This window comes from Persicirhabdus sediminis, from assembly GCF_016595495.1.
In the GTDB taxonomy this organism is placed as follows: Bacteria; Verrucomicrobiota; Verrucomicrobiia; order Verrucomicrobiales; family Akkermansiaceae; genus Persicirhabdus; species Persicirhabdus sediminis.
Genome location: NZ_JAENIM010000045.1, coordinates 26,657 through 49,491, shown reverse-complemented (window position 1 = coordinate 49,491; position 22,835 = coordinate 26,657). Strand labels below are relative to the sequence as shown.

The window sequence follows — 22,835 nt, the reverse complement described above, 5'->3', positions numbered from 1 at the left end:
GTGTTGTGAGTGTTAGTTTAGAAGAAATTGCTTAGCGCGTCATCGACGTCATTTTTGAAGTCGTTGATAAGGCTGGCAATATATGTTTTAGGGTCGATAGACTCATCGCTAATTAGAGCGCTGAGGTCAATGCCAAAGGCGATAGACTCGGCGTCGTCAGTAGAGTGTGAATCAAAAAACGTAGCATTAGCGGCACGGCGTCCTTGCACGGCTAAATCGTATCGCTTGCCGCCAGAGATTTGAGAATCAAAGACTCCGTTTAGAGCGGCTGCTAGGTTCTGATGGGCGGTCAAGTCCATGACAACTTTTTTGTCATCATCGAGCCAATCGAGGTTGCGCCACACTTCACAACCGATGAGTTGCTTAGGACGCTTGTCTGCTGGCAGCGAGCGAATCGCTTTAAGCACGCCGGCAAATACACCAATGTGAGTGGCGTGTTTGTCAGCAGGGTTGTGAGTATAGATGACTTCAGCTTGGCTGTCTTCGATGAGTTTTGCTAGCGAGCTAACAAACTCGTCGTTGTTGCTTTTTACTGCGCTGCTAGGAAGCATGAGCTGGGACATGTAGGCGTACTGGCCGATGTCTGCAGCGGTGCGCTGTTCCTGCTGGCGGCAAAGCACCATTTCTTCGTCGGTGAATTCAGCGTAGGCACCAGAGCGGGCGCTACCCGCGCCGTTAGTACAAGTGATGCCAGCGAACCATTGGTCTTTTTTCTGGAAGCATTTGAGAATGCCGTCCATTGCCATGAATTCCAAGTCGTCTTGGTGGGCACCAATGCCTAGGTGTGTTGTTCTTGCTAGAGCCTGATCGCGGTCTAGTGAATCTGGAATGTAAATGTCCATGGTAAAAAATTCTATCCGAGTTGAGGAAGGCTGGCTGCAGCGATGGCTTGGCCGTGACGCTTAGTTTTTTCGTCAGGAGTCACAGTGCGCAGTTGCTTAGCTACTTCTGGGTATTCTTTGGCGAGCACTTCGTCAGCTACTTTGACAATGAGTTCACCACCTTGACCAGTCATCACGCGGCCTAGCAGCATGATGCCTTTGAGGCCGTAGAACTTGGCGTAGAGAGCGAGTGTGTAGCCGAGGTAGCTACCGATAGTTTCGTAGATCTGCACGGCGGCTGGATCTTCTTTTTCCATCAGCTTCTGTACTTCTACCAGGATCTCAGGAGCTTTCATGTCAGCTGGGAATTCGAGGCCAGCAGCTTTGCTGAGGCGCTGAACGGCTTGCTGTGAGAAATACTGAACACCACAACCTTTGTCGTGTGACCACTCATCGACAGCGGCGTCTTCGGCAAAGTCAACTGGGGCAAATGCCAGCTCGTTGAGCATGCTTGTGATTTTCTTTTGCTCGTCAACGTAACCAGCTGCTAGGCTAGTGCCCATAGCGATACCGAGGAGTGAGTCGCAGTCACCAGCCATAGCTCCGGCCAGCGCGCTAACATCACCATCGTTGACCACAATCATTGGCACGTTGTCCCATTTTTTCTGGATGGCTTCGAAGATTGGCTTTGCTTGTGCATCAAAATCTTCTGGGCTGAGGCCGCGGAAGAGTGAGGCTACACGTGGCTGGTTGTCCACGTAGATTCCAGCTGCACTGCCGCCGATGGCGTCGATGCGCGGAAGGTGTTCAGCGGCTTTTTCTAAGCTGTCTTGGATGCCTTTGAAGTGGTACTCAGGATTAGTTTCGAAGTATGGAGACCAAGCGATTTCAGTAGAGAATACAACTTCACCGTTGATCACAGCGGCACACTTACGGTCACTGCCACCGAGGTCGAATCCGATGCGGTATCCTTCGAGGTGACCACCCATGTCAGCCTTGCTGAGTTGTGGCTCAGCGGTACCAGCGAGAGCTTTGTTCTCGATGCTGATAGGTGATGAGTACACTTTTTGTGCAATCGTTAGGTTGTCGAAATGACCTGCGCCGTCAGCTGCGAAGTGAGCTTCTAGCTGGGCTTTGAATTCGTCAGCGCCATCAATGAGGATGTTGGATCCACCAACCTGCCAGAGCAGTTGTTTGATGAGACGTTCAACACGCAAGAAGCTTGCGGCTGTGTATTCTGGAAGATCTGGGAAGAGAACAAGTGACTCACGCTTACCTGTGCCGTCTGGGCGTAGCAGGTCGATGATGACGTCGCGGCTACCAGCAGTTTCTTTTGCTAGTGAGTCGTACGCCTCAATCCACTTGATTGCGGGGATGAAGTTAGGGTCCAAACCTGGAGTAACTAATGGTTTGGCGAGGTCATTAATTTTTTCGATGATAGACTTCATTTTGGTATTAGTTTTTTGAATTTAGTTAGCTAAGTTTTGATGCTGAGCCGTGGTCGAGGAAATATAGGGTATTGGGGTGGTCTTGGAGGAAAGATGCAGGAAGATCAGCGGACGGTGTGCAGCTGAGGCTTTCGGCGATGATAGAGGCTTTGCTGTCGCCCCATGCCATGAGCACGAGTGTTTTGGTGTCCAGAATCGTTTTCAGGCCCATAGTGATAGCGCGTGTTGGCATGTCACCGTCAGGGAAGTATTGTTTGTTGTCAGCGATGGTGCTGGCATCGAGCTCGATGAGTCTGCTAGGTGAGTCTTTTTCAGATCCTGGCTCGTTGAAGGCGATGTGGCCGTTGCTGCCGATGCCGAGGATGAGTAGGTCTAGACCACCAACGGATGCGATTTCTCTGTCGTAGGCAGCTGGATCATCTCCGCTAGGGAAATGAGTTTGCTCTAGTGGAATGTTGATGTGGTCAAACAGATTTTCACGCATGAATCCGTGATAGCTGTTTGGGTTATCAAAAGAAATTTCATCGTACTCGTCTAGGTTGTAGGTGTGTACGTTTTTAAAGTTAACGTCACCTTGTTGGTAGAGTTTGATGAGCTCTTTATAAAGTGGAACTGGAGTAGCACCGGTGGCTAGGCCAAGACGGAAAGTTTTGCCTATCAGTTGGTGTTGCTTGATAGCGTTGCTGATCTTACGGGCGATAGCAACGGCTGCTTTCGCGGCACTGTCTGAGACGTGAATATTCTTTCTCAAAGTAGCGTTGGCTGGTTCAGATATCATTTCGACTGGCATGATTAAAAGTTTTGCTACCAACTATAATAGATACACAGAGAGTCGTTACACGATGTGTAAATGTTTTCAATGGGGAGAAATATTTAACATTAATGATTGATTATGGGGGGGTGGTGGTATTATAGATAAGTTAAATGGACGGAGATTTACGTAAATTAGTGGACTACTTGTCGGAACCCGACGATTACTTTTCAGGTGTTGGGAGTGGGAGTTTTCCCTCACCTAAGAACCTGTTGCTATTTGCTCGTCACGATGTGCAAGAGCTTCAGCAGCAGGCTTTAGCAAATAAATCGCACCATAGATTTGTATTACTGGTTGCGGTTGAGGGAGCAGGTACAGTACATGTTAACCACCGCGGATTGACGGTGAATCCGGGTGAAGCATTGCTCATTCACCCGTATCAATTCCACTACTATTCCGGAATTGATAGGAGTAAATTTGACTGGCTATTTATTACTTTTGAATTCGAGCCGGAGGACTCGTTAGTGTCATTAAAATACTCTGTGCTAGATTTACCGAGACAGGCTAGAGAGATTTTAAAGAGTTTTGTCGCCCATTATCTGGCATCTGTCGGACAGAAGAAAGTGAACTACGTAGAAGAGTTTTTGCTCCAAGCACAGCTGCAGCGGATTCTTTTGATGATGCTGAAACAGCAACTCGGCGTGGATCATGCGCTGGTAGAACAACAGGGGGAAACTGGCTCAGGGATTTTGAATGACATCAACCGCTTGTTGATGGAGCGAGCAGGCAAAGTAACTTTGCTGACGGATTTTGCCGAGGCACTGTCTATGTCTGAGTCTCGTTTGCGCGCTGTTTTCCGCGAGCAGGCGGGGGTTTCCTTAGGTGAGTACCTGCGTAATTATCGTCTCAACCGCGCCATGGGCATGCTGCGCAACAGCCAGCTGCCAATTGCAGAAGTGGCTGATTTGTGTGGATACGGGTCGCTGCAGGCATTCAGCCGCGCATTTAGCAACTCGGTAGGCCAATCTCCTATGGCCTATCGCCAGCGCAAACCAGTGCCAGAGAAAATCGCAGAGGAACCTGAGGCCGCGCTAGAATCGTAATTGTCCTATTATTTCAGGGAACAAAAAAACCATTGGATAGATTCTATCCAATGGTTTTTTATTAAAGTGATTTTATCTAATGAGAACTAGACGTATTTGACTTCCGCCTTTTTGGCTAGTTTGGTCACTGATGACATTCCTTTGCGTAGGTTAGATTCTACTTGGAATGCTGGGCTTTGTGCGATGGTCTGGCCGTCGGCATCTTTGAGGATGAAGAACGGCTTGTTGTCCGTATTGCACTTGAGTTCGTATTTGGTGAGGTCGTTGCAGTTTTTGCGAACGGTCTCGATGCTTTTTTCGCAGTCGTCTGGAGAGCTTTGCGGCGCGCTGGTTAGCAGGAGCTCGTTGTGCTCGTCGACGAGGCGGAACAAAAATCCATTAGCATCTTGGTAAATTTCGAACATGGTTCTATCGCGTCGGGTTATTTTTTATCGAGAATAGCGTTCCACTTGTCGAGGTTGACTTTCTGAGCAGCAAAGAGGGCGTCGGTAGAATCAAGGATTTTGATGCTAACGATTTTATCGCCAACGCCGTTGCCTTTCATGCCGCGGCCTTGCAGTTTGCCAATGATACCATCAACGACGTCTTGTCCTTTAGTCACTTCACCAAATACGGTGTGCATGGCAGCTGCGTTGCGTGGGTTGCCGCCGCGGTCGAGCCATGGTGTGGCTTTGTGAGTGATGAAGAATTGTGATCCGTTAGTATTTGGGCCAGCATTGGCCATGGAGAAAAGACCTGGCTTGCTGTGCTTGAGTGACGGGTGGTATTCGTCGGCAAATCTGTAGCCTGGGCCGCCGGTGCCACTTTCAGTTGGGTCGCCGCCTTGGATCATGAAATCAGGGATGACGCGGTGGAAGGCGATGCCGTTGTAGTAACCACGCTTGGCGAGGTTGAGGAAGTTGGCTGCGGTCATTGGCACTTTGCTGGCGAAGATAGTTCCCTCGATGTCGCCTTTAGTGGTGGTCATGACGATGCGGATGTCACTCACTTTGGCTGGTGTAGCAGCTGGCTCTTCGGCGTGTGCGCAGAAAAGTGTGGCGGAGATGGCGAGAATGCTGAGTAAGAATTGTTTCATTGTGCGTATATTATTAATTGCGGGAGTCAGCGCAAGTATAGAGCTGATGAGTTTTTCAGGGGGTCATTTAATGAGTTAGACTTTGTCTGAATCGCAATCGTCCTCATCTTGTGATGCGGCGATGTTTTTGTACAGGCCGCCGATGTTGACGATGGCTTTGTCGAGGATAGTTGCTTCCTGATCGGTAAGGTTACCAACGGTTTTGTTTTTGAGCATCTCGAGTGAGTCGACCACGCTTTTGGCGGCGCGTAGGTTGATGGATCTCTCTCCAGTGGTGGGGTGCTCGATCTGGCCAAGGAATAGGCCAGCATTTTGCATTTGCAGCATGAGGAACTCGTTGAATCGTTTATCGGCAGTAGGCGTAGTAGACATAAGCTTGGTATTGAATTGCCACGAATTTGCACAAAGTCAAAGCGGGAAATTTTTCAGCTGGCGGTAATTTCGAGGTACAGCGCATCACACGCTTGTAGTGGGCCAATGTTGAGCCCCTTGGTGGCGAGCTGGCTGGCTGGCGTGGTGATGGATTTTTTGCCATCGAGGATGTCGGTGAATTGCCAGCTGGCTGAGCGATCGAGTGCGATCCATTCGAGCGCGTGCTGTGGCATCTGGATGATGACCTCACCTGTGGGCCAGACTGGGTGGAAATGCACTACCACGAGGATGGTTTTGCCACTAGCTGGATCACGGCGCAGGCAGCTGTAGAGCCAGTGGCCGCTGGTGGTTTCGCCATCGTGGCGGGCGTAGTTTGGGTTGCTCAAGTTGGCGTGATTGAGGCCGTAAAAGTCTCCATGAGCAAAGGCGGGGTGGGCGCTGGCGAGAACGAGCTGGCGGTACCAGCTGGCGAGTTCTAGCTGGTTTTCTTGCAGCTGGCCGCCATCGTATTTCTGCTGGTTGGTCCATTTGCTGAGTTCAGGCAGTGATCCGTAGTCGAAGATGCTGGTGCGCTGGTTGCCGCCGCCAAATCCATTTGGCTGCAGTCCGGCTTCGCCAACTTCCTGGCCGTTGTAGATCATGATGGGGCCGCGGCTGAGGGCAAATAATAATGCGCTGGCTGGCTGGCCTACACTGGCGCCAGCGGATCCCCATTCGCCGTCGGCGGCAATGCGTACTTCGTCGTGGTTTTCAGCGTAGCGCAGTGAGTTTTGGAAAACGCTGGAGTCGTTGTGGGTGTGGCGGTCGATGTCGTTGGCCCAGCCGCCACCGTCGTAGATGGCCTTGACGGTTTTGTAGGTATCGCCGTCGTAGATGGTATTAAAACCAGCGGTGAGCAGCGCTTCGAGCACGTTGTCGTCGGTGAGCTTGGCGGGGTCGCCGTCGTAGGCTTCGGCGGCAAAATAACAACCATCGACACGCTGGCGAGCGCGCTGGATGGCCCATGCCCAGAACTCGATAGGCACCATGTGAGCCATGTCGCAGCGGAATCCATCAACACCATTTTCCTGCCACCAGCCGAGAATGCGGTCCATAGTGCGCCAGGTTTTAGGCACTTCATCTAGCTGGGCGTGGCTCGCTGGCAGGTGGCTGGTATCACGACCGGTAGTGAAATCGTGGCCGTAGTTGAGTTTGACGGTTTCGTACCAATCGGTGATCGACGGCTGCCAGCTGACGGCATTGTTGCCAGTCACTTTGCCAATTTCAGCTTCTGGTGGGTAAACTTCGCCATCGACGGGCAGTTTTAGAGGCGGACCAGCTGCGTCTGGCTGGAGGTAGAAAAAATGGTTGTCGCGGTGGAAAAAGGTAGCGGTCTGGTCACCCACGCCAAATGAATGATCTGGCTGCACGTCGCTGGCGTAGCTGCGGGCGACGTGGTTGGGCACAAAGTCGATGAGCACTTTCATGCCGTGGCGGTGAATGCGGGCAATCAGCTGGGCGAACTCGGAAAATCGCTCAGCGGGGTCGTTGGCATAATCTGGGCAGAGGTCAAAATAATCGCGGATGGCGTAGGGGCTGCCAGCACGTCCTTTGAGAATGGCGGGGTCGTCAGCGGGGCGATGTGGGTAGCTGGTGGCGCTGGCTTGCTCAAGCACGCCGGTGAGCCAGATGTGGGAATAGCCAGTGGCGGCCAGCTGGCTGAGTGCGGCATCATTAATATCGTCGAATTTACCACAGCCATTTTCCTCGATGGATCCATTGACGAGGTTGGTGTCGTTGGCATTGCCAAAATGGCGCACCATGAGCTGATAGATTCGGGTTCGGGATGGGCTAGCTGGAGACATGATTAGACGCGTAGCTTATTGGCCCGTAAGGGGATTGGCAAGGGTGGACTGGGGAGCCAGCTAGTTGTGCAGAGAAATTCCGTGGCATAATTTTCTCTAAATACTGGCTCTAGGTTAGGCCGCGGCGCTGGATGAAATGATTTCATTCTAGCAGGAGGAAAAATGATCCTTGAAATTGTAAGAAGATTTGGTGAGCATTTGTACTATGCAAATGGTGAAAACGCTAGCGATCATCGCTTCTCTGGGCGCAATGTCTACGTGGGCCCAGGCGGAATACAAGCGGCCATTAGATAGCCCTGAGTTATTTCGTGTCGAGCGGGTGGCTCTGACCGTCGAGCAGATGGCTGATTTAGCAGGAGCCTTGGTGATTCTATCTGAGCGCCCGCACGAACCATCGGCCTATGAGCTGCGGGTGAATGCCAAGCTTTTTGCTCTAGCTAGCCGGCTGGGAGCAGACAAATCGTACATTGATAGCCTGCAGACTCACATGGCTAAGGGGGAGATCCTCGGCAGCCATTCTGCTGACATCGTTGATATGGCTAAGGGTGAGGTGATGCACATGATGCTTTGGCTCGCCGATGAAGCCGCTGGGCGTTCGTCAAATAATCTAGCTCTGGGCTTGCGCGATGTGATTGCAGACATCGACCAATTGCCCATTGATGAAGCTTTTAACTGGAAGGGTGTGATCGCCACGCTGGATGAATTTTCTGCGCCAGCTAAGGAAGAAAAGAGCGCTGCGGCCTTGGATGTGACTGATATTTTCCCTGAGCTGGCGGACAAGCCGGTGGAAGTGGAGCCGGTGGTGGAGGAAAAAGGACCACAGCTGCCAGCTGGAAAATGGCAGGTGAAGTTACCGCTCGAGTGGGTAGTGGGCGCGGGCAAGGATGTTTTAGGGGTAGCGAGACCAACGAGGAAATATACCGCTCGTGGCATGCGGCAGGTGACGCTTTCGGCAGCTGCGGTGAGCGACATCAATATCAACACAGGCTATCAAAAGGGGCCGCTGCTGGTGGTGATTAGCCCAGATACGGAAAGCCGATTGGCTAAGAAAATTGGCAGCCGCTTGGTCGACTGGGTGAAACCTAGATATGAAGGTCTTCCGCAGGGTAAGCTGACGGTGATGATGGATCGTGCATACGGCTCATCCAATGGCGAGGCTGTGGCCCTGCCCATGATTTTGTTTGTTGAGTCATTGATTGCAGGAGAAAGCTTGAATGAAAACCTGCATATCAGCGCGAATTTACAGGCCGATGATAGTTTGAAAAAATCACCAAGTCTATGGCTGCAGCTGGAGTCTCTGATGGAGGGGGAGAGCTCAGGCGTGCTGCTGGTGGGCGCGGGCTCAGAAGACCAGCTGAAAGATGTTCTAGTCATGGGCCATCCTGATTTTTTTGCCAGATGGGAAGTGATTGAAGTCAATAACGTCGAAGAAGCCATGAGCCGGTCTGGCGCTGTGCTGAAAGATGAAAATTTAGCCAAAGCCCGCACAATCTTTGAGGATGTGAAGCGGGTGAGCGCTGGTGGTAATGCCGCTCGCATGGCTGCAAATGTGCATGTGCAAACGCGCTTGCGCGAAATCCTGCAGCTGGAGCCGAACCATTTATCAGCACAGATGTTGTTGATTCAGGGGAATTTGTACCAACGTCCTAGCAAACTCTCCGAAGGCACAGTGGCGCTGAAGCTCGATGGCCAGCTGGAAAAGTTGACCCCTGTATTGATGGGCGGTGTGTTTGGCTTTAGCAGCCCGGCGTCGCAAGATACGCTGGATGAATTTAAGAAGGCGGTGAAGGAACTCGGCGAATACGTCGAACGCGATCAAGAGCTCATGGCTGAATTTAATGGGCTTATCCGCGATCTGGATTCGATTACTCGTCTGGCCAAACGGGCACGTCGTGGTGATTATCGCGCCAGCTCAGATGCCAATGTCTCGTTGCTATCGGCGAAAAACCAACACAAAGAGTTGAAGAATAGGCTAATGGGTGTCATTGCAGGTGGCGACACCCAAGCACCAGCTGAGTAGCTCGTGCCTATTGTTGCCCATTTCACCCACCCACAAGAATCATGACTGAAGGTTTGCGTCGAATTTTTATCCTATTGTTTGTTTTCGCAATGGCCTTTTTTGTTGTGCTGGGCATTCGTTTTTATAAACAGACAGATCCGTGGGAGGATGTCTGGACCGACGATAGCGACCGCCTAGCTGCTGGGAGTGATTATAGCCTTTTGCAAAAGTCTAAGCTCAACTTGAGCGATGTGGAGATTTTGGCCCAGCTGGATCGCGAGAGCGCCACTCTGACTAATGCGGTGCTGCCATCTGTGGTGAGCATCGATACGCGCGGCACCGTGGATGGTGAGTTTGATAATTTTTTCCGCATCCATAGCCAGACGGTAAAAGGTCAAGGATCAGGGGTGATCGTCACTCATGAAGGTCACGTGATGACCAACAACCACGTGGTGGCGGGTAAAGAGCGCATCAAAGTGACTTTCCACGACGGCACCGTTCGCGAGGCGGTGATTGTTGGCGCTGATGTATCGTCTGATTTGGCGGTGCTCAAAATCATTGGCGACGTGAAATATCCGCCGCTGAAGTTTGGCGATTCTGATGACATCCGTGTGGGTAACCGCGTATTTGCGGTGGGTAATCCATTTGGCCTTGGTGGCAGTGTGAGCTACGGCGCCATTTCTGCAAAAAAGCGTGCCTTTAGTGATAGTGATGTGGATCTTTTGCAAACCAGCGCCGCCATCAACCCAGGCAGCTCCGGCGGCCCATTGGTCAATTATTTGGGCGAAATCATTGGCATCAACTCGAGAATTTATTCAGGCAATACCCAGCAGTCAGGCAGCTCCAGCCAGACGAGCGGGTTTATTGGCATTGGTTTTGCCATTCCCTCCAACGATGCGCTGCATAGCTTGCGCATGATCTTAGGTGATGTGCCAGCTGTGCGCGGGTACCTCGGATTGGGCATGGATAACCTCAACCGCTTCACCAAAAACGAGCTGGATTATCAAGATCGTGGCGGCGTGATTGTGAAAAATGTGGTGCCTCGCTCGCCTGCTCACGCAGTGGGCCTGCAGCCAAACGACATCATCATCAGCTACCAAGGGCGCCGCGTGCTTAATATGGATCACCTGATTGACCTGATTCACAAATCGAAGGTGGGCGACGAAGTGGTGCTGGGAGTTTGGCGCAATGGCCAGGCACATAAACTGCGCGCTGCCGTGGGCGAACGCCAAAAATCAGTCGCTTCGGTGATTCCTACCAAACCACGCGATGGCGAAAGCGAAACGGAACGTGTGCGCCGACTGGGTGTGCTGGTCAGAGCAGTGAATGCCCAAGAGCGCGCGATGGGATTGATGGGTATCGTCGTTGATGAAGTCATCCCTGGCGGTGACTTGGAGCCATTTATTGAAACTGGCGACATCGTACTCGCTATCAATGATAGCTGGGTGACGGATGTGCTGGATTTCTACGAGCGCCTGAGTGAGTCGCTCGCTACCGACGTGACCACACTCACCGTGCGCCGTGGCGACAAAAGAATTGGCCTCACGATTCAATCGGTGAGGCCAAAGGCTAAGTAAATGATCAGCTCGTTACGAGCTGCTTATGTTGAGTTGATTAGCGGAACTATTCGCTCTGCTCACTGTTTTTCTGAGGAGCGGTTTTGTAGGCGGTATTTTCAACTCCTTGTCCTAGGCGTTGCACGTCTCTGCCCATACCGATGAAGGTATTGCATGATGATGTGGCGAGACAGGCTAGGGCTGAAATGGCGAGGATGAGGTGGCGCTTATTCATAATCCTGATCAATGGTTATTGGTGATTTGGCTAATTAGTTATTTTGCGTTTTATCAGCGGTATTGCTAAGGCCTTTGCCTACGCTTTGAATGTCTCTACCCATGCCAATGAATGTATTACATGAGGTGCTGACGAGGCATAAAGCTACGGTGGTAATGGCTAGCGCGATCTTCATGCGCGGCATTTTGGTTCATTTATCTTAAATGGCAACTTCAAATTATCATCAAGACACGAAGCGTGAATGCGTCTCCATCATAGCTCGAGTGTGAATTTCTAGCTGGCAGGCATAGATTTTCTAGCTGGCTAGTGGGCACAAAAAAAACGCGCAGCTGGTGAGCGGCGCGTTTTTATGAATGAATCGTCGGTGTTTATGAACGTGGCAAGATCACTGATTTGGTGAAATGGTAGCCGTGTTCGCGCACGAGGCGTTCCTGAGTATATGCGGAGACGCGCTTGGCTAGCTCGAGCCCTTGATCGGTAAGCACAGTGATGGAGATCTCAGCGCCAATCAGCTGGCCAGATGTCAGGTTTGAGTTCGCTGGTGTCAGCTCGATGCCATTGCCTTTCAGGCTGAATGTTTCCGTTGGTGTAGCTCCAGCTCCCATGGTCACACGCTCAACAGTCGTTGTTGTCGTTGTCCCTGAGGTGGAAGAATATTCTACCAAGAAGGTGATGGTGAGCTCGTAAATATTTTCTACAAGGAAACTACGTGAGCTGAGCTCTTTGGACCCTTGTGAGCTGGTGTAAGCGGCTTCAAGATCTTCCTCAGCGAGTAGGTCTTGGAAGGTTTCATCAGGTTCCACGCGGTTGCGGTAGAGGGCAAATACATCGTACTCGCCGTCAGTGCTATTGGTGATCTGGTCGCGGTAAACGAGGCGGTAACCAACGGTAGAAACATCACCACCATTGTCCACACCACTTTGGCCAATCTGACCGTCGTAGCGGTCGGTAGCTGCGGTGAAGAAAATCAGCTGCGAAGCATTGGTGATTTCGCGCTTACTAGGACCTTCTGGATTGCTTTCATTCGCGCAGTATAACCATTCAAAATTATTGCCGTCACGCTGGGCGACGAGCCCTTCGAGATCTTTGGCGATAGTTTCCAGCGCCTCTTTAGCGAGACGGTTGGCGCGCACTTCTTCGCGGCTCTTTTTGTAAGTATCTACCGAGATGCCGGTCATGTACATGAGTGTAGCCACCAAAATCATGGTGATGGTCATGGCGACCAAGAGCTCGATGAGGGTGAAGCCGCGTCTATTGAGTTGAAGTTTCATGGAAAAATTACAGTAAATGGATGCTTAGCGGCGAACGGCCATGTTGCGGGTGAAGATGGTTGGACCAGTAGCTCTCGGGTAGGTATTGCCCGTTCTGTTATTGGTGATCACGTCGGCAATTTCAAAGTTGCGAACGTAGGCGTAGAGGCTGTTTGGCAGGATGAAAACTTCCATCTGCAGCGCAATCACTGCCTCTGGGTAGCTAGCTGCATCAGAGGCTGCTGAGCCAGTGTAGGGATCAACAATCTGTGTTGGATTGGAGCTGACAATCAGGCCGCCATTGCTTTGGTCGTAAATCATCTGGGTGAGACGAGCGACAAATACACGCCCTTGCACAACGCCCGGCTGCAGCTCAGAGCTGACCAGCGTATCCGTTTGCTTGCGCGCTACAGACTGGATGATGTAGTCGCGGCCAGGAATGCCGTCATTGCCAGTGTAGGCTGGTAGCGAGCCATCTGAATTAGCAGATCCATTGGTATCACCTTTGTATTGGTAAATGAGGATGCTGTCGCCTGAGTTGTGAGAATCTTGAATCCACTCGTAGGCTTTTTCAAAAGCATTGTCGTACTGGCTGGTCTCGTTTGGTCGCAGCGATGCCAGCTCTTGCTCAAGCGTAGTAGCTAGGCGGTTGGCTTCTTTGGCGCCGATGGAGTTTTTGATGCCTTTTACCGCTGGGGCAAATGCGGCCAAAAAACCAGTAAGCATGATGGTGATGATGCCCATGGCAATCACCGTTTCTACCAGGGTAAACGCGTTTTTAGCTTTGCGGTGCGTGAGTTTCATAGCGTTTGATTACAGAGATGAGTCGATTTGGTTTGGGCTGCGGAAAAGTGAGGTGCGACCAGATGGCCAGATGACAAAACCACCCACGTCACGTTTATTTTTTCCAGCAATAGGAGCTGAGGCGCCAGGAGGCAGTGAACCGCTGCGCAGTACAAAACGTGCAGTTTGCTCGGAGCCCTGAGATAGGCCGGGATCTGAGATGATGCCCTCGGCATTAAATTCGTAATAATAACAAGTTTTTGGCGTGCGGTTGCCCGGTAGGGTTGCCGTATCTTGTGGAATGATTGGCCCATTCAGCTCGCTGAGCTGTTGGTCGAAAAAGACACCCTGAGGTAAAGATTCACCTCGTGAGCTGGCAATCCATTCACCAGTAATCACATTGCCTTCATCATCGGTATTTTCGTAAAATACAGACATGTAGCGAAGGCGGCGGGCGAGATCTTGTTGCTCACGGCTGGTAGTTTCAGCGTGAATATACACACGGGCATTAGTGCCCTTGCTCATGGCGAGCGTGCGAGCTTCGGCAAATAATCCCTCAGCGATAGGGATGCCAGAGCTTACCCCTTTGGATTCGGTCATGTTTTGTAGCGACATGGCGCCTACAGAGAGAAGGACGGTGATGATACTGATGACTACGATCATCTCGACCAATGTGAAGGCCGGGCGCAGCAGTCGTGAGCGCGATTGTGAATATGACAATATCATGATTAAGTGCGAAGCTAGTGAGATCTGTGTGATATGGGAATCACTTTTTTACCAATCTAGAAGAAAAATTCCTCAAAGCAAGAAGGAATGTATGTGCAATGTATTGTCATCGATCAGCTTGCCGAGTTTTCAGCCTAGCTGGCAGAGCAATACGCTGGCTCCAATTCGCAAGAAATGTGCCAGCTAGCGCGCCGCCGAGGTGGCAGCTGTGAGAAATCATGTAAACGTCTTGTAGTGTGTGCTGGAAAAACCATTTTCCCAGCTGGCTGATGCCTGGAATTGCCAGCTGCGGGTGACTCAGCATGAGCAAGCTAGACGCGATGATGATGCCGTTGCGTAAGTTGATCGCCTTCACCGGCAGCGGGAAAAATCGTGATGTTGGCGACAGCGTGCAGTAGCCACATAGCAGCGCAAAGACCGCCCCTGAAATGCCAACTAGCGTCGTCGATGGCGCGCCATTGGCGTGCAGTAGCCAGCTCTCACCGAGGTGAAAAATCCCACCAGCTAGCGCGCCCACTAAGATGAATTCAGCACATCGACGGCGGCCCAATATGTGCTGAATTTTTCTGCCAGAATAGACCAACATGATCACATTGGTGAATAAGTGTGACGCATTTGCATGCAGCAAGGCGTAGCTCAAGAGTTGCCAAACACGTCCGTGAGTGAATGGTTCAAAACCCAAACCAAATATCAGATAGACTTGGATGTTAGCCGCTGGAGATAACAGCCAGGCCATGAGACCATGGAGGGCTAAGCAAATCAGGGCGATCAGGTAAAGTGGCATGGGTTTCGTTAGGGTTGGCGCGACTCAGCAAATTCTCTAATTGAATCCGCAAATTATGATTTCATTAGAATCCATGCTTGAGTCGACTAATCAAACGTGTGAGATTCTTAACTTAATAGGTGTTTCGTCGTCGCGAGGCAATGGTTGTCTTATTTTTCTATCAAACGAAGCGCTGCTAACCTATCGAATATATGAGTGAGAGTCCTGTTATTTTTAATAATTTAGTATTGCGTGATGGCCATCAATCATTAGCGGCTACCCGGATGAGTACCGAGCAGATGTTACCTGCTTGTGAAAAGTTAGACAACATGGGCTTCGGTTCATTAGAAACTTGGGGTGGCGCCACTATTGATGCTGGCTTGCGGTTTTTGAATGAATTTCCATTTGATAGGTTAGACGCGCTGAAAAAGGCGTGTCCCAAAACACCCCATATGATGCTGCTGCGCGGCCAGAACATTGTGCAGTATGCGCATTTCCCTAACGATGTGGTAGAAGCATTCATCCACACCTCAGCCAAACACGGCATGGACATCTTCCGCATCTTTGATGCGCTCAATGATCCGCGCAACATGAAGTGCGCCATCGATGCCACCAAGGCAGCTGGAAAACAAGCCCACGGCGTGATCTGCTACACCACTAGCCCAGTGCACTCGGTGGAAAGCTTCATCGAGCTGGGAGCTGAGTTAGAAGAAATGGGAGCAGACGCCATTGTGGTCAAAGACATGGCTGGGCTGATCCCACCGATGATTGCCAAAGCCATTATTTCTGGCCTCAAAGCACGGGTAAAAATCCCCGTCTGGCTGCATACTCACGAGACCGCAGGGCTGGGGTCATCGACCTATCTAGCAGCAGTGGACGCCGGTGTAGACGCCATTGATGTTTCTATCACTCCATTTGCTAACGGTACTGGCCAGCCAGATATGCTGCGCATGTTAGCCACGCTAGACGGTCACCCGCGCAAACCAGAATTTGACCTCGACGTGCTCGACGAGCTGCGCACGCATTTCACCCAAGTGTACGAAGAGCTGGGAGATTTCACCTCGCACCGCAACGAGATTGTCGACAGTGATACGCTGAAATACCAAGTGCCCGGCGGCATGCTCAGCAACTTCCGCAACCAGCTCAAAGAGCAAAACATGGAAGATAAGTTTGAAGAGGTATTTTCTGAAATCCCTGTCGTTAGGGAGGCGCTTGGCTGGATTCCGCTAGTCACTCCAACCTCACAGATTGTGGGTGTGCAGGCGATGCTTAACGTGAAATTTGGCCGCTGGAAAAACTTCTCGCCGCAGGCGATGGACATCGCGCTCGGCTACTACGGCACCACGCCTGCGCCAGTCGACCCCGAGGTGCAAAAACTCGCTGCCAAACAAGCGGGCAAAGAACCTATCACTTGCCGACCCGCTGATCTCAAAGAACCGATGATGGACCAGCTGCGCGCTGAGCTGCGTGAGAAAGGCATGCCTGATGACGACGAACATTGTGTCATCCACGCCATGTTCCCAAGCCAGCTGGAAGATTATTTCAACAGCGACCGCAAAGGGAAAAACCTGATTAAAAAACCAGCTGAAAGCAAAGCCGAACCATTAGTCGCCAAAGGTAGCAAACGTGAGCTCGCTCTAACCATCGACGGCGTGCCCCATCAGGTGACCGTGGAGGAATTGTAGGCTTTTATCCAGCTAGACCTGCTAGGTCTAGCTGATGTGAGCCTTAATCAAGAGGTGATCGGTTAGCCAGACTTGAATCGCTGCTTAAGAGTGGCTGGATTTTTTCTCATATCGAGCACCGCTGGGATAGACGTCGCTTAGCTGCTAGTAATCATTTTGTTAATCCAGCGGCTTTGAGGATTTCAGGGATGTCGTTTTTGTTGACCAGCTTGGCGGCGCCGGTGCGCCAGACGATGGTATATTGGTCTTCCCAGGCGACGGGTGAGATGAGCATGATCTGGCTGTCTTCGTGCTGGCCAAAGCCATCTTTGTTAAATAGCCAGTCCATTTGGCTGCCGTCAGCGGGCGAGGTGAATGGGTATTTTTTGTAGTTAGGGAAATCGGCGAGCTTCTCACATTCATTGAGCTGCAGGTTGACGGCGAGTTGTTTGCCGCTGGTCAGATTGCCTAGCAGGATGCGCTGGGTGGCGGTTCGTTTTGTTTGCCCAAGGGTGACTTCCAAGAAGCGAGTGGCAGCTTCACGTTTTTTAGCATCGGCAGCTGGGTTTTCCACTAGCTGGATGACTTCGGGGATGTTGGGCGCCTTTTCCTTTGGCTGCTCGGCGGCCATTTTTTTGAAGCTGGCGGCGACGGCTTGGTAGTCGTTTTCAGGGCGCACGGGTTTGCCGTCACGGATGGCCAGCGCAGCTTTTTCATCGAGCTCGAGCATTTCCTCTTCCTGCATTTTTTCTAGAAACTTCTCAGCTGGAATTTGCAGCTTTTCGGCATCGATGACCATCTGGATGACCTCAAGCGCCTCGGCGTTGAGGTTTTCCGCAGCTGCGGTGAGAGGGGAAATGGCTAGGGTGAGGGAGAGGAGTAGCGGTAGTTTCATAGGGTGTGATTAGAATCTATCAAACCTAAAGCTACTAGTGAAGTACATCTGTTAAAGTTCTATGAATACGAATTCAATGATCTCCGCCTCGTGGAGCATGTCTTCGGCTCTAGCGAGCGGTAAAAAAAATCAGCCTATAGAGCTCTAATGAGCAGCTCTTATAGGCTGGATTCAGTAATTTCTATATGTAGAGGGCGTGTGGCTGGGTGGCACCGGTCACTGCTCTTGAAATTGAATTTACGGTATTATTTCTAGCGCTTCTTGCGGCTAAGCAGAGCAATGCTAGCTAGGCCAAGTAGAGCTGCAGCTGACGGCTCTGGAATTTGGCTTGTGGTATATTCAAAGTCGATACGGTTAACTTTGAAATCAGCACTATCAGTGGAGACATCACTAGCCGTTAAGGTTAGGTCCCATGTGTTTAAAGTGGCTAGAGAGAGTTCTTGCAAGCCGGCTCCAGTTAGCTGGGCGTTAGTGGTAATAGCACCCGTGGCTACGAACGAATTACCGCCGCCTCCCGTGTTTGTAAATGTGGCAACATCAGCAGCTGTGTCGAAAGAAACTAGTCGGAAGTCGCCAAAGCTAATGGAGTCGAGTTGGTAGCCCGCTGGCGCTACCACTGATAGAGTGAATGTGGCGGAGTCTCCATCGTTGAACGAGGCGTTGGCTGCATTGTTTCCTGAGCCGATGCCAAAGTTTGACCCTATATTTGAGACTCGGATAGTGGTTTCCGCAGTATTCAAACTGAGGGTGAAGACAAAGCCTTCTGCGTCAGTGATGACGGTGTCGGCTGGAGGTGATACATTGCCTAGGCCAGTTTCTCCGAACCAGTCGTTAGTAAATGACAAGGTCGCCGCATTGGCTGAAATAATTGAGGCCAGAGAGGTGGCAGCAATAGTTAGGAATCTCATGGTATTTTTCATTTTTATTTTATTTGTGAAGGGTGAAATTATTCCATCTTCTTATTAGGTAGTCAACTTTTTAAAGAGTGCTCACCAATCTTTAGTTATTCTTCTATAATGAGTTGCAGGGATTGCATGGGCTTGGCGACTTGTTAGTCGGTCTATTGCATAAGTTGCTTGGCTATGGTGAAAACTCATTTTGAGTTGATGACCTATTGCTAAGTTTAATGCTCAGGCAGGCAAATTTTTCCAGCTGGGCGTATAATGCTGGCAATTATGGGATAAATTGCCTATGACCGCGGCGTTATGAGTCAGCAGCAAGAAGTAAGAGTCTTCGCGCCAGCCACCGTTGCAAACGTGGCTTGTGGATATGACGTGCTCGGATTTGCCATTGATGCGCCGGGTGACGAGGTCGTGGTACGATTTTCTGAAAAGCCAGGATTGCGCATTACCAAGGTGACCGGAGACGACGGCCGATTGCCGCTGGCTGCTGAGAAAAATACCGCCGGTGTGGCGGCTCTGGATTTGCTTAAGCATTTGGGCATGCAGGACCGCGGCATTGAGATGGAGATTCACAAGAAGATGCCATTTGGTAGCGGGCTGGGATCTAGCGCGGCATCAGCTGTAGCTGGTGTTTATGCGGTGAATAAGTTGATTGGTGAGCCGCTGACTAAAAAGCAGCTGTTGCCATTTGCGATGACCGGTGAAGCCAGCGCCGATGGTGCGTGGCACGCGGATAACGTTGGCCCATGTTTGCTTGGTGGCATCGTTTTCATCCGTAGCAACCAAGAGCTCGACATTGCCCAGCTGGAACCACCAAAAAACCTCTGGGCTGCCGTGGTGCACCCAGACATTGAGATCCTCACTAAGGTGGCTCGCGAGATCTTGCCGGAGAGCATCCTTTTGGAAAATGCGACCCAGCAGACTGGCAACCTCGGTGGCCTGATCTGCGGTATCATTCAGGAAGATTATGGCATGATTAGCCGGTCGATCCACGATGTGATCGCTGAGCCACGCCGCCAGAAATTGATCCCTGAATTTTACAATGCAAAGCGTGCGGCGATGAGCGCGGGTGCGCTTGGCTTCAGCATCTCTGGTGCTGGCCCGTCAGTATTTGCTCTCTGTGAAGGTGAAGAGTCTGCCCGCAAGGTAGGCGCTAAAATCTCTGAAGTTTTTGATAAAATCCAGCTCAACAACCAACTTTACGTTTCTCCAATCAACAAGCACGGCGTGCATGTGATCGAAGGCGAAAATAAGTAATTGATCATGAAATTTTACAGTACCAAAAGCCCGGACCAATTTGTCGATATCAAGGAAGCGGTGATTCGCTCACTGCCAGCTGATAATGGCCTGTACATGCCGGAAAAAATCAACCAGCTGAGCGATGAATTTTGGGCTAGCTGGAAGGACATGGAGTTTGCTGAAATGGGCGCAGCCGTGGTGAAAACCTTGTTTGCCGATGCCGTGCCAGCTGCTGATCTCGATGCACTAGTGAAGGATGCGCTCAACTTCGAAGCGCCTACTGTGCAGCTGGACGAGACCACATCTATCCTTGAGCTTTTCCACGGACCTACGCTGGCATTTAAAGATTTTGGCGCTCGCTTCATGGCGCGCCTGATGGCTTATCTCACCAAAGATGACGAAAGTGATCTCACCGTGTTAGTAGCTACTTCTGGTGATACTGGTGGTGCCGTCGCTGATGCCTTTTTGGGTGTCGAGGGCACTCGCGTAGTCATCCTCTATCCAAAAGGAAAAGTGAGCCTGTTGCAGGAAAAACAACTCACGGCTCTGGGTGGCAATATCACCGCTCTGGAGATCGACGGTAGCTTTGATGACTGCCAGCGCATGGTGAAAGCTGCGTTCCTCAATGATGAGGTGAACGAAACGCTAACTAGCGCTAACTCTATCAATATTTCACGTCTGGTGCCACAGATGTTGTACTACTTCGATGCCGTGCGCAAAGCTGGCGACGATTTGGTATTTGTGGTTCCTAGCGGTAACTTTGGCAACCTCACAGCGGCATTGATCGCTACTCAGATGGGCATGCCAGTGAAGCATTTTGTAGCCGCTACAAATGCTAACGACGTGGTTCCTCAGTACCTCGACAGTGGTGATTACCAGCCACGTCCGTCAGTGCCAACTATCTCTAACGCGATGGATGTAGGTGCACCTAGCAACTTTGCCCGGATGGAAGAAATCTACGGCAATAGCTGGGAAGATATGAAAGCCAACATTTCTGGCTATACCTACAACGACGAGCAAACTCGTGAGGCAATCCGCGCGGTGAAAGAACGCTACGGCTACACCATCGACCCACACGGCGCTGTTGGTTGGCTGGCTGCAGAAGCGTGGAAATCCGAGCATCCTGGCGACCATACGGTGATTCTGGAAACCGCTCACCCATCGAAGTTTATCGACATCATGGAAGAAGAGTTAGGTGCTGGATCTGTTGAGATTCCTGAGCGCCTCGCTATCCTAGCAGAGCGCGAAAAGGTAGCGACTCCAATGGCTCCTGACGAAGCTGCACTTGCTGAGTGGTTGAAGGAGAATTTATAAAGGAAGTTTGTTAGTTTTCAGTGTTCAGTTTTCAGTGTGCACGCACGAGGCTGAGCTGGCTGATTTCTATGAGTTTGCAATGGTCAGTCTGAAAACTGCCAACTGAACACTAGCAAACACCTCACATCAGCCTATGACTACTATAGGCTGATGAACGTCATTTTTCTATCATGCCCGCTAAGCCACTACTTGATATCATCCATGAGGACGAGTTTTTTGTGGTGGTGAATAAACCGCCCGGCATGCTTTCTGTGCCTGGTAAGGGGCCGGAGCGCGCTGATTGTGTGGCCGCTCGCGTGCGCCAGATGTACCCTGGCTGCCCAGCTCAGCCAGAGGCGCACCGGCTGGATATGGATACTTCTGGCCTGATTGTCATGTGCCGCACCGTCGAGTGCAAGCGGCTGATTCAGAAACAATTTCAAGACCGCGTCACCGCGAAAAAATACATTGCTCTGCTAGAAGGTGAGCTGGCTGAAGAAATCGACGACGAAGGCATCATCGAGCTGCCATTCCGGCTGGATATTGATAATCGCCCAATCCAGATCTACGACGAAGTCCACGGCAAAATGGGCATCACCAAGTGGCGTAAGTTAGGTGTGGAAAATGGCTGGACCAGAGTGGAGTTCAGACCTGTCACTGGCCGCACCCACCAGCTGCGTGTGCACGCAGCTCACGCCAAAGGCTTAGGCATTCCCATCGTTGAAGATGTTTTCTACGGCAATGGAGTTAGAGGGCAATGCCGACTGCGCCTGCACGCAGCCGAACTCAGCTTCTTCCACCCGCTCAGCGACGAAAAGATCACCTTTGTTAGCGAGCCGGATTTCTAGCTAGAGAGGGAGTGTCGGAGAGCTGCGTTTTTGTTGGAAGTAATACCAGCTAGAATCTAGCTGAAATGTTAAATTCACATTTGGGATAGAATTCAGCGATTTGAACTAACAAAGTATTGCGATTAGGCATTGCTTTCCCTGCTAGTCCAATGCCAAACTTGCCTTGTGATATGTTTGAAAAAAGGAGAGTAGAAACTGTTTTATATATATTTCTGATAATTATATTTGGGAGCTGTTCGAATGCTTCTTGTGCTGAGGATGAGCCGTGGCTTCTTTATGCAAATGGCTCCATCTTTGGGAAGAGTAAAGATGGACAGCATTATTATATTTTCGACCCATACCCAATTAATCCGAGGAGGGAGATGATGTTTAAATTCTCAAATATAGAAGACCTCTGTGAGAGTTTGCCGCGTATATCTCATCCTAGGCTTTGGTTTAATTATTATTATAATGAAGATATTGAATTTATCCCTATAGTAAAGAATCGGTGGGTCGTAAAGTTGAGCGAAGCAGAAATATTAAAAATTGAGGCCTCGTGTTTTTCGGGAAAAAAAACATTTAAGAGAGATCATGATGATCTACATCCTTGCTTTTCAAGGTAAGCGTCATAAAATTGACCTCCTAGGCATGATCGAAGATCTGGCTAGCCAATAAAGATTCCACGAATCTTTTGAAGGTAACTCACTGATTCTGTGCTATGAAACGAGTAGACAGACAAACTGAAAGAATTATTAGCTAGATTGGAAGATCCGTTAGTTTTTTGCTAATTACTTTTAGCAACTCGCTTGAAGACAATGAACTTCTCCGACATGGAGAAAAGCTCCCAGCCATCATTGCATTTAGTATTAATGTAATAGTCTAGCAGGATGGCCTGTTTGTCGGCAACGGCTGCGTTGAGTTCACTAGCTATCTGAATGAGACTATCGTCTTCAGCTGCAGGCTTTTGGGTTTCAGCTAATTCAGGGCTGAGCTTTGCGAAGATAGCTGGGTGATGAGTTTTTAGCCATTCTTTGAGCAGAGGTTCGTATTTGCTGTCCTGTAATTCTACGAGGATAGCTGAAGCTGATTGCACTGAATACTTGGGCGCCTCCGCTAGCAGCTGGCTAGTTGACAGGACGATGATAGATAGGCTTAAGCCGAGAAATTTTTTCATGTGTATCTATCATCCTGCTAGAATGGTGCGAGCTGTCAAGTTCAGACCTATCACCACCCACCTAGCGAGGAAAAGATCACCTTTGTTAGTGAACCGGATTTCTAGCTGGAGAGGG

The 22,835-nt window shown here is 50.6% G+C and carries 24 protein-coding genes; 8 read left to right on the top strand and 16 right to left on the bottom strand.

All coding sequences use genetic code 11. The features are described from left to right. Window positions 1–17: 17 nt before the first annotated feature. From JIN82_RS14620 to JIN82_RS14610, 3 genes are read right to left on the bottom strand one after another with little or no spacing between them, the layout of a single operon-like run. Window positions 18–842 (bottom strand): PIG-L deacetylase family protein, encoded by an 825-nt coding sequence (locus tag JIN82_RS14620; RefSeq protein ID WP_200312409.1) that lies wholly within the window; start codon window positions 840–842, stop codon window positions 18–20. Window positions 843–853: 11 nt separating this feature from the next. Beyond that, on the bottom strand, window positions 854–2,269 hold the full coding sequence (locus JIN82_RS14615) for an ROK family protein (protein WP_200312408.1): 1,416 nt from the start codon (window positions 2,267–2,269) through the stop codon (window positions 854–856). Window positions 2,270–2,294: 25 nt separating this feature from the next. Further along, a complete protein-coding gene (locus JIN82_RS14610; protein WP_234042067.1) occupies window positions 2,295–3,047 on the bottom strand; it encodes a glucosamine-6-phosphate deaminase in 753 nt (250 codons plus the stop codon). 146 nt (window positions 3,048–3,193) lie between these two features. Between JIN82_RS14610 and JIN82_RS14605 the strand changes: the two genes are divergently transcribed. Then, window positions 3,194–4,123 (top strand): helix-turn-helix transcriptional regulator, encoded by a 930-nt coding sequence (locus tag JIN82_RS14605; protein WP_200312406.1) that lies wholly within the window; start codon window positions 3,194–3,196, stop codon window positions 4,121–4,123. A gap of 86 nt (window positions 4,124–4,209) precedes the next feature. Here JIN82_RS14605 and JIN82_RS14600 read toward each other — a convergent pair whose 3' ends face one another. From JIN82_RS14600 to JIN82_RS14585, 4 genes are all read right to left on the bottom strand, one after another. After that, a complete protein-coding gene (locus tag JIN82_RS14600) occupies window positions 4,210–4,527 on the bottom strand; it encodes a YegP family protein (RefSeq protein ID WP_200312405.1) in 318 nt (105 codons plus the stop codon). 17 nt (window positions 4,528–4,544) lie between these two features. Further along, window positions 4,545–5,198 carry a peptidylprolyl isomerase gene (locus JIN82_RS14595; RefSeq protein WP_200312404.1) on the bottom strand — a complete coding sequence of 218 codons (654 nt, stop codon included), beginning with the start codon at window positions 5,196–5,198 and terminating at the stop codon, window positions 4,545–4,547. 75 nt (window positions 5,199–5,273) lie between these two features. Then, a complete protein-coding gene (locus JIN82_RS14590) occupies window positions 5,274–5,570 on the bottom strand; it encodes a DUF1844 domain-containing protein (protein WP_200312403.1) in 297 nt (98 codons plus the stop codon). Between the two features lie 53 nt (window positions 5,571–5,623). Further along, window positions 5,624–7,372 (bottom strand): alpha-amylase family glycosyl hydrolase, encoded by a 1,749-nt coding sequence (locus tag JIN82_RS14585; protein ID WP_234042066.1) that lies wholly within the window; start codon window positions 7,370–7,372, stop codon window positions 5,624–5,626. Window positions 7,373–7,664: 292 nt separating this feature from the next. Between JIN82_RS14585 and JIN82_RS14580 the strand changes: the two genes are divergently transcribed. After that, window positions 7,665–9,434: a hypothetical protein gene (locus tag JIN82_RS14580; protein WP_200312401.1), complete on the top strand. Its 1,770-nt coding sequence runs from the start codon at window positions 7,665–7,667 to the stop codon at window positions 9,432–9,434. Between the two features lie 41 nt (window positions 9,435–9,475). Further along, window positions 9,476–10,990 (top strand): trypsin-like peptidase domain-containing protein, encoded by a 1,515-nt coding sequence (locus JIN82_RS14575; RefSeq protein WP_200312400.1) that lies wholly within the window; start codon window positions 9,476–9,478, stop codon window positions 10,988–10,990. Between the two features lie 46 nt (window positions 10,991–11,036). Here the strand turns inward: JIN82_RS14575 and JIN82_RS14570 are convergent, their stop codons facing one another. From JIN82_RS14570 to JIN82_RS14545, 6 genes are all read right to left on the bottom strand, one after another. Continuing rightward, window positions 11,037–11,204 carry an entericidin A/B family lipoprotein gene (locus tag JIN82_RS14570; protein ID WP_200312399.1) on the bottom strand — a complete coding sequence of 56 codons (168 nt, stop codon included), beginning with the start codon at window positions 11,202–11,204 and terminating at the stop codon, window positions 11,037–11,039. Between the two features lie 34 nt (window positions 11,205–11,238). Then, window positions 11,239–11,379, bottom strand: a complete 141-nt coding sequence (locus JIN82_RS14565) for an entericidin A/B family lipoprotein (protein ID WP_200312398.1) — start codon at window positions 11,377–11,379, stop codon at window positions 11,239–11,241. Between the two features lie 193 nt (window positions 11,380–11,572). Next, window positions 11,573–12,475 carry a prepilin-type N-terminal cleavage/methylation domain-containing protein gene (locus tag JIN82_RS14560; RefSeq protein ID WP_200312397.1) on the bottom strand — a complete coding sequence of 301 codons (903 nt, stop codon included), beginning with the start codon at window positions 12,473–12,475 and terminating at the stop codon, window positions 11,573–11,575. 24 nt (window positions 12,476–12,499) lie between these two features. Continuing rightward, the gene (locus tag JIN82_RS14555) at window positions 12,500–13,258 is read right to left on the bottom strand and encodes a type IV pilus modification PilV family protein (RefSeq protein WP_200312396.1); all 759 of its coding nucleotides are present in this window, start codon (window positions 13,256–13,258) and stop codon (window positions 12,500–12,502) included. Window positions 13,259–13,267: 9 nt separating this feature from the next. After that, on the bottom strand, window positions 13,268–13,963 hold the full coding sequence (locus JIN82_RS14550) for a pilus assembly FimT family protein (protein WP_200312395.1): 696 nt from the start codon (window positions 13,961–13,963) through the stop codon (window positions 13,268–13,270). Between the two features lie 106 nt (window positions 13,964–14,069). Beyond that, window positions 14,070–14,699 carry a rhomboid family intramembrane serine protease gene (locus JIN82_RS14545; protein WP_200312394.1) on the bottom strand — a complete coding sequence of 210 codons (630 nt, stop codon included), beginning with the start codon at window positions 14,697–14,699 and terminating at the stop codon, window positions 14,070–14,072. 239 nt (window positions 14,700–14,938) lie between these two features. On the opposite strand from JIN82_RS14545, the gene JIN82_RS14540 reads away from it, so the two are divergent. Beyond that, complete coding sequence (locus tag JIN82_RS14540; protein ID WP_200312393.1) at window positions 14,939–16,411, top strand: pyruvate carboxylase subunit B; 1,473 nt, start codon at window positions 14,939–14,941, stop codon at window positions 16,409–16,411. Window positions 16,412–16,562: 151 nt separating this feature from the next. Here the strand turns inward: JIN82_RS14540 and JIN82_RS14535 are convergent, their stop codons facing one another. Both JIN82_RS14535 and JIN82_RS14530 read right to left on the bottom strand, forming a co-directional pair. Continuing rightward, the gene (locus JIN82_RS14535; protein ID WP_200312392.1) at window positions 16,563–17,285 is read right to left on the bottom strand and encodes a hypothetical protein; all 723 of its coding nucleotides are present in this window, start codon (window positions 17,283–17,285) and stop codon (window positions 16,563–16,565) included. A 251-nt stretch (window positions 17,286–17,536) separates the two neighbouring features. Next, a complete protein-coding gene (locus JIN82_RS14530; protein ID WP_234042065.1) occupies window positions 17,537–18,205 on the bottom strand; it encodes a PEP-CTERM sorting domain-containing protein in 669 nt (222 codons plus the stop codon). Between the two features lie 285 nt (window positions 18,206–18,490). On the opposite strand from JIN82_RS14530, the gene JIN82_RS14525 reads away from it, so the two are divergent. From JIN82_RS14525 to JIN82_RS17365, 4 genes are all read left to right on the top strand, one after another. Further along, complete coding sequence (locus JIN82_RS14525) at window positions 18,491–19,444, top strand: homoserine kinase (protein WP_200312390.1); 954 nt, start codon at window positions 18,491–18,493, stop codon at window positions 19,442–19,444. A gap of 6 nt (window positions 19,445–19,450) precedes the next feature. Next, window positions 19,451–20,740 carry a threonine synthase gene (gene thrC, locus JIN82_RS14520; protein ID WP_200312389.1) on the top strand — a complete coding sequence of 430 codons (1,290 nt, stop codon included), beginning with the start codon at window positions 19,451–19,453 and terminating at the stop codon, window positions 20,738–20,740. 170 nt (window positions 20,741–20,910) lie between these two features. Beyond that, window positions 20,911–21,567, top strand: a complete 657-nt coding sequence (locus tag JIN82_RS14515) for an RluA family pseudouridine synthase (protein ID WP_200312388.1) — start codon at window positions 20,911–20,913, stop codon at window positions 21,565–21,567. A 149-nt stretch (window positions 21,568–21,716) separates the two neighbouring features. Continuing rightward, on the top strand, window positions 21,717–22,169 hold the full coding sequence (locus JIN82_RS17365; RefSeq protein ID WP_234042064.1) for a hypothetical protein: 453 nt from the start codon (window positions 21,717–21,719) through the stop codon (window positions 22,167–22,169). A 161-nt stretch (window positions 22,170–22,330) separates the two neighbouring features. Here the strand turns inward: JIN82_RS17365 and JIN82_RS14510 are convergent, their stop codons facing one another. Next, window positions 22,331–22,720 carry a hypothetical protein gene (locus tag JIN82_RS14510; protein WP_200312387.1) on the bottom strand — a complete coding sequence of 130 codons (390 nt, stop codon included), beginning with the start codon at window positions 22,718–22,720 and terminating at the stop codon, window positions 22,331–22,333. Window positions 22,721–22,835: the final 115 nt, after the last annotated feature.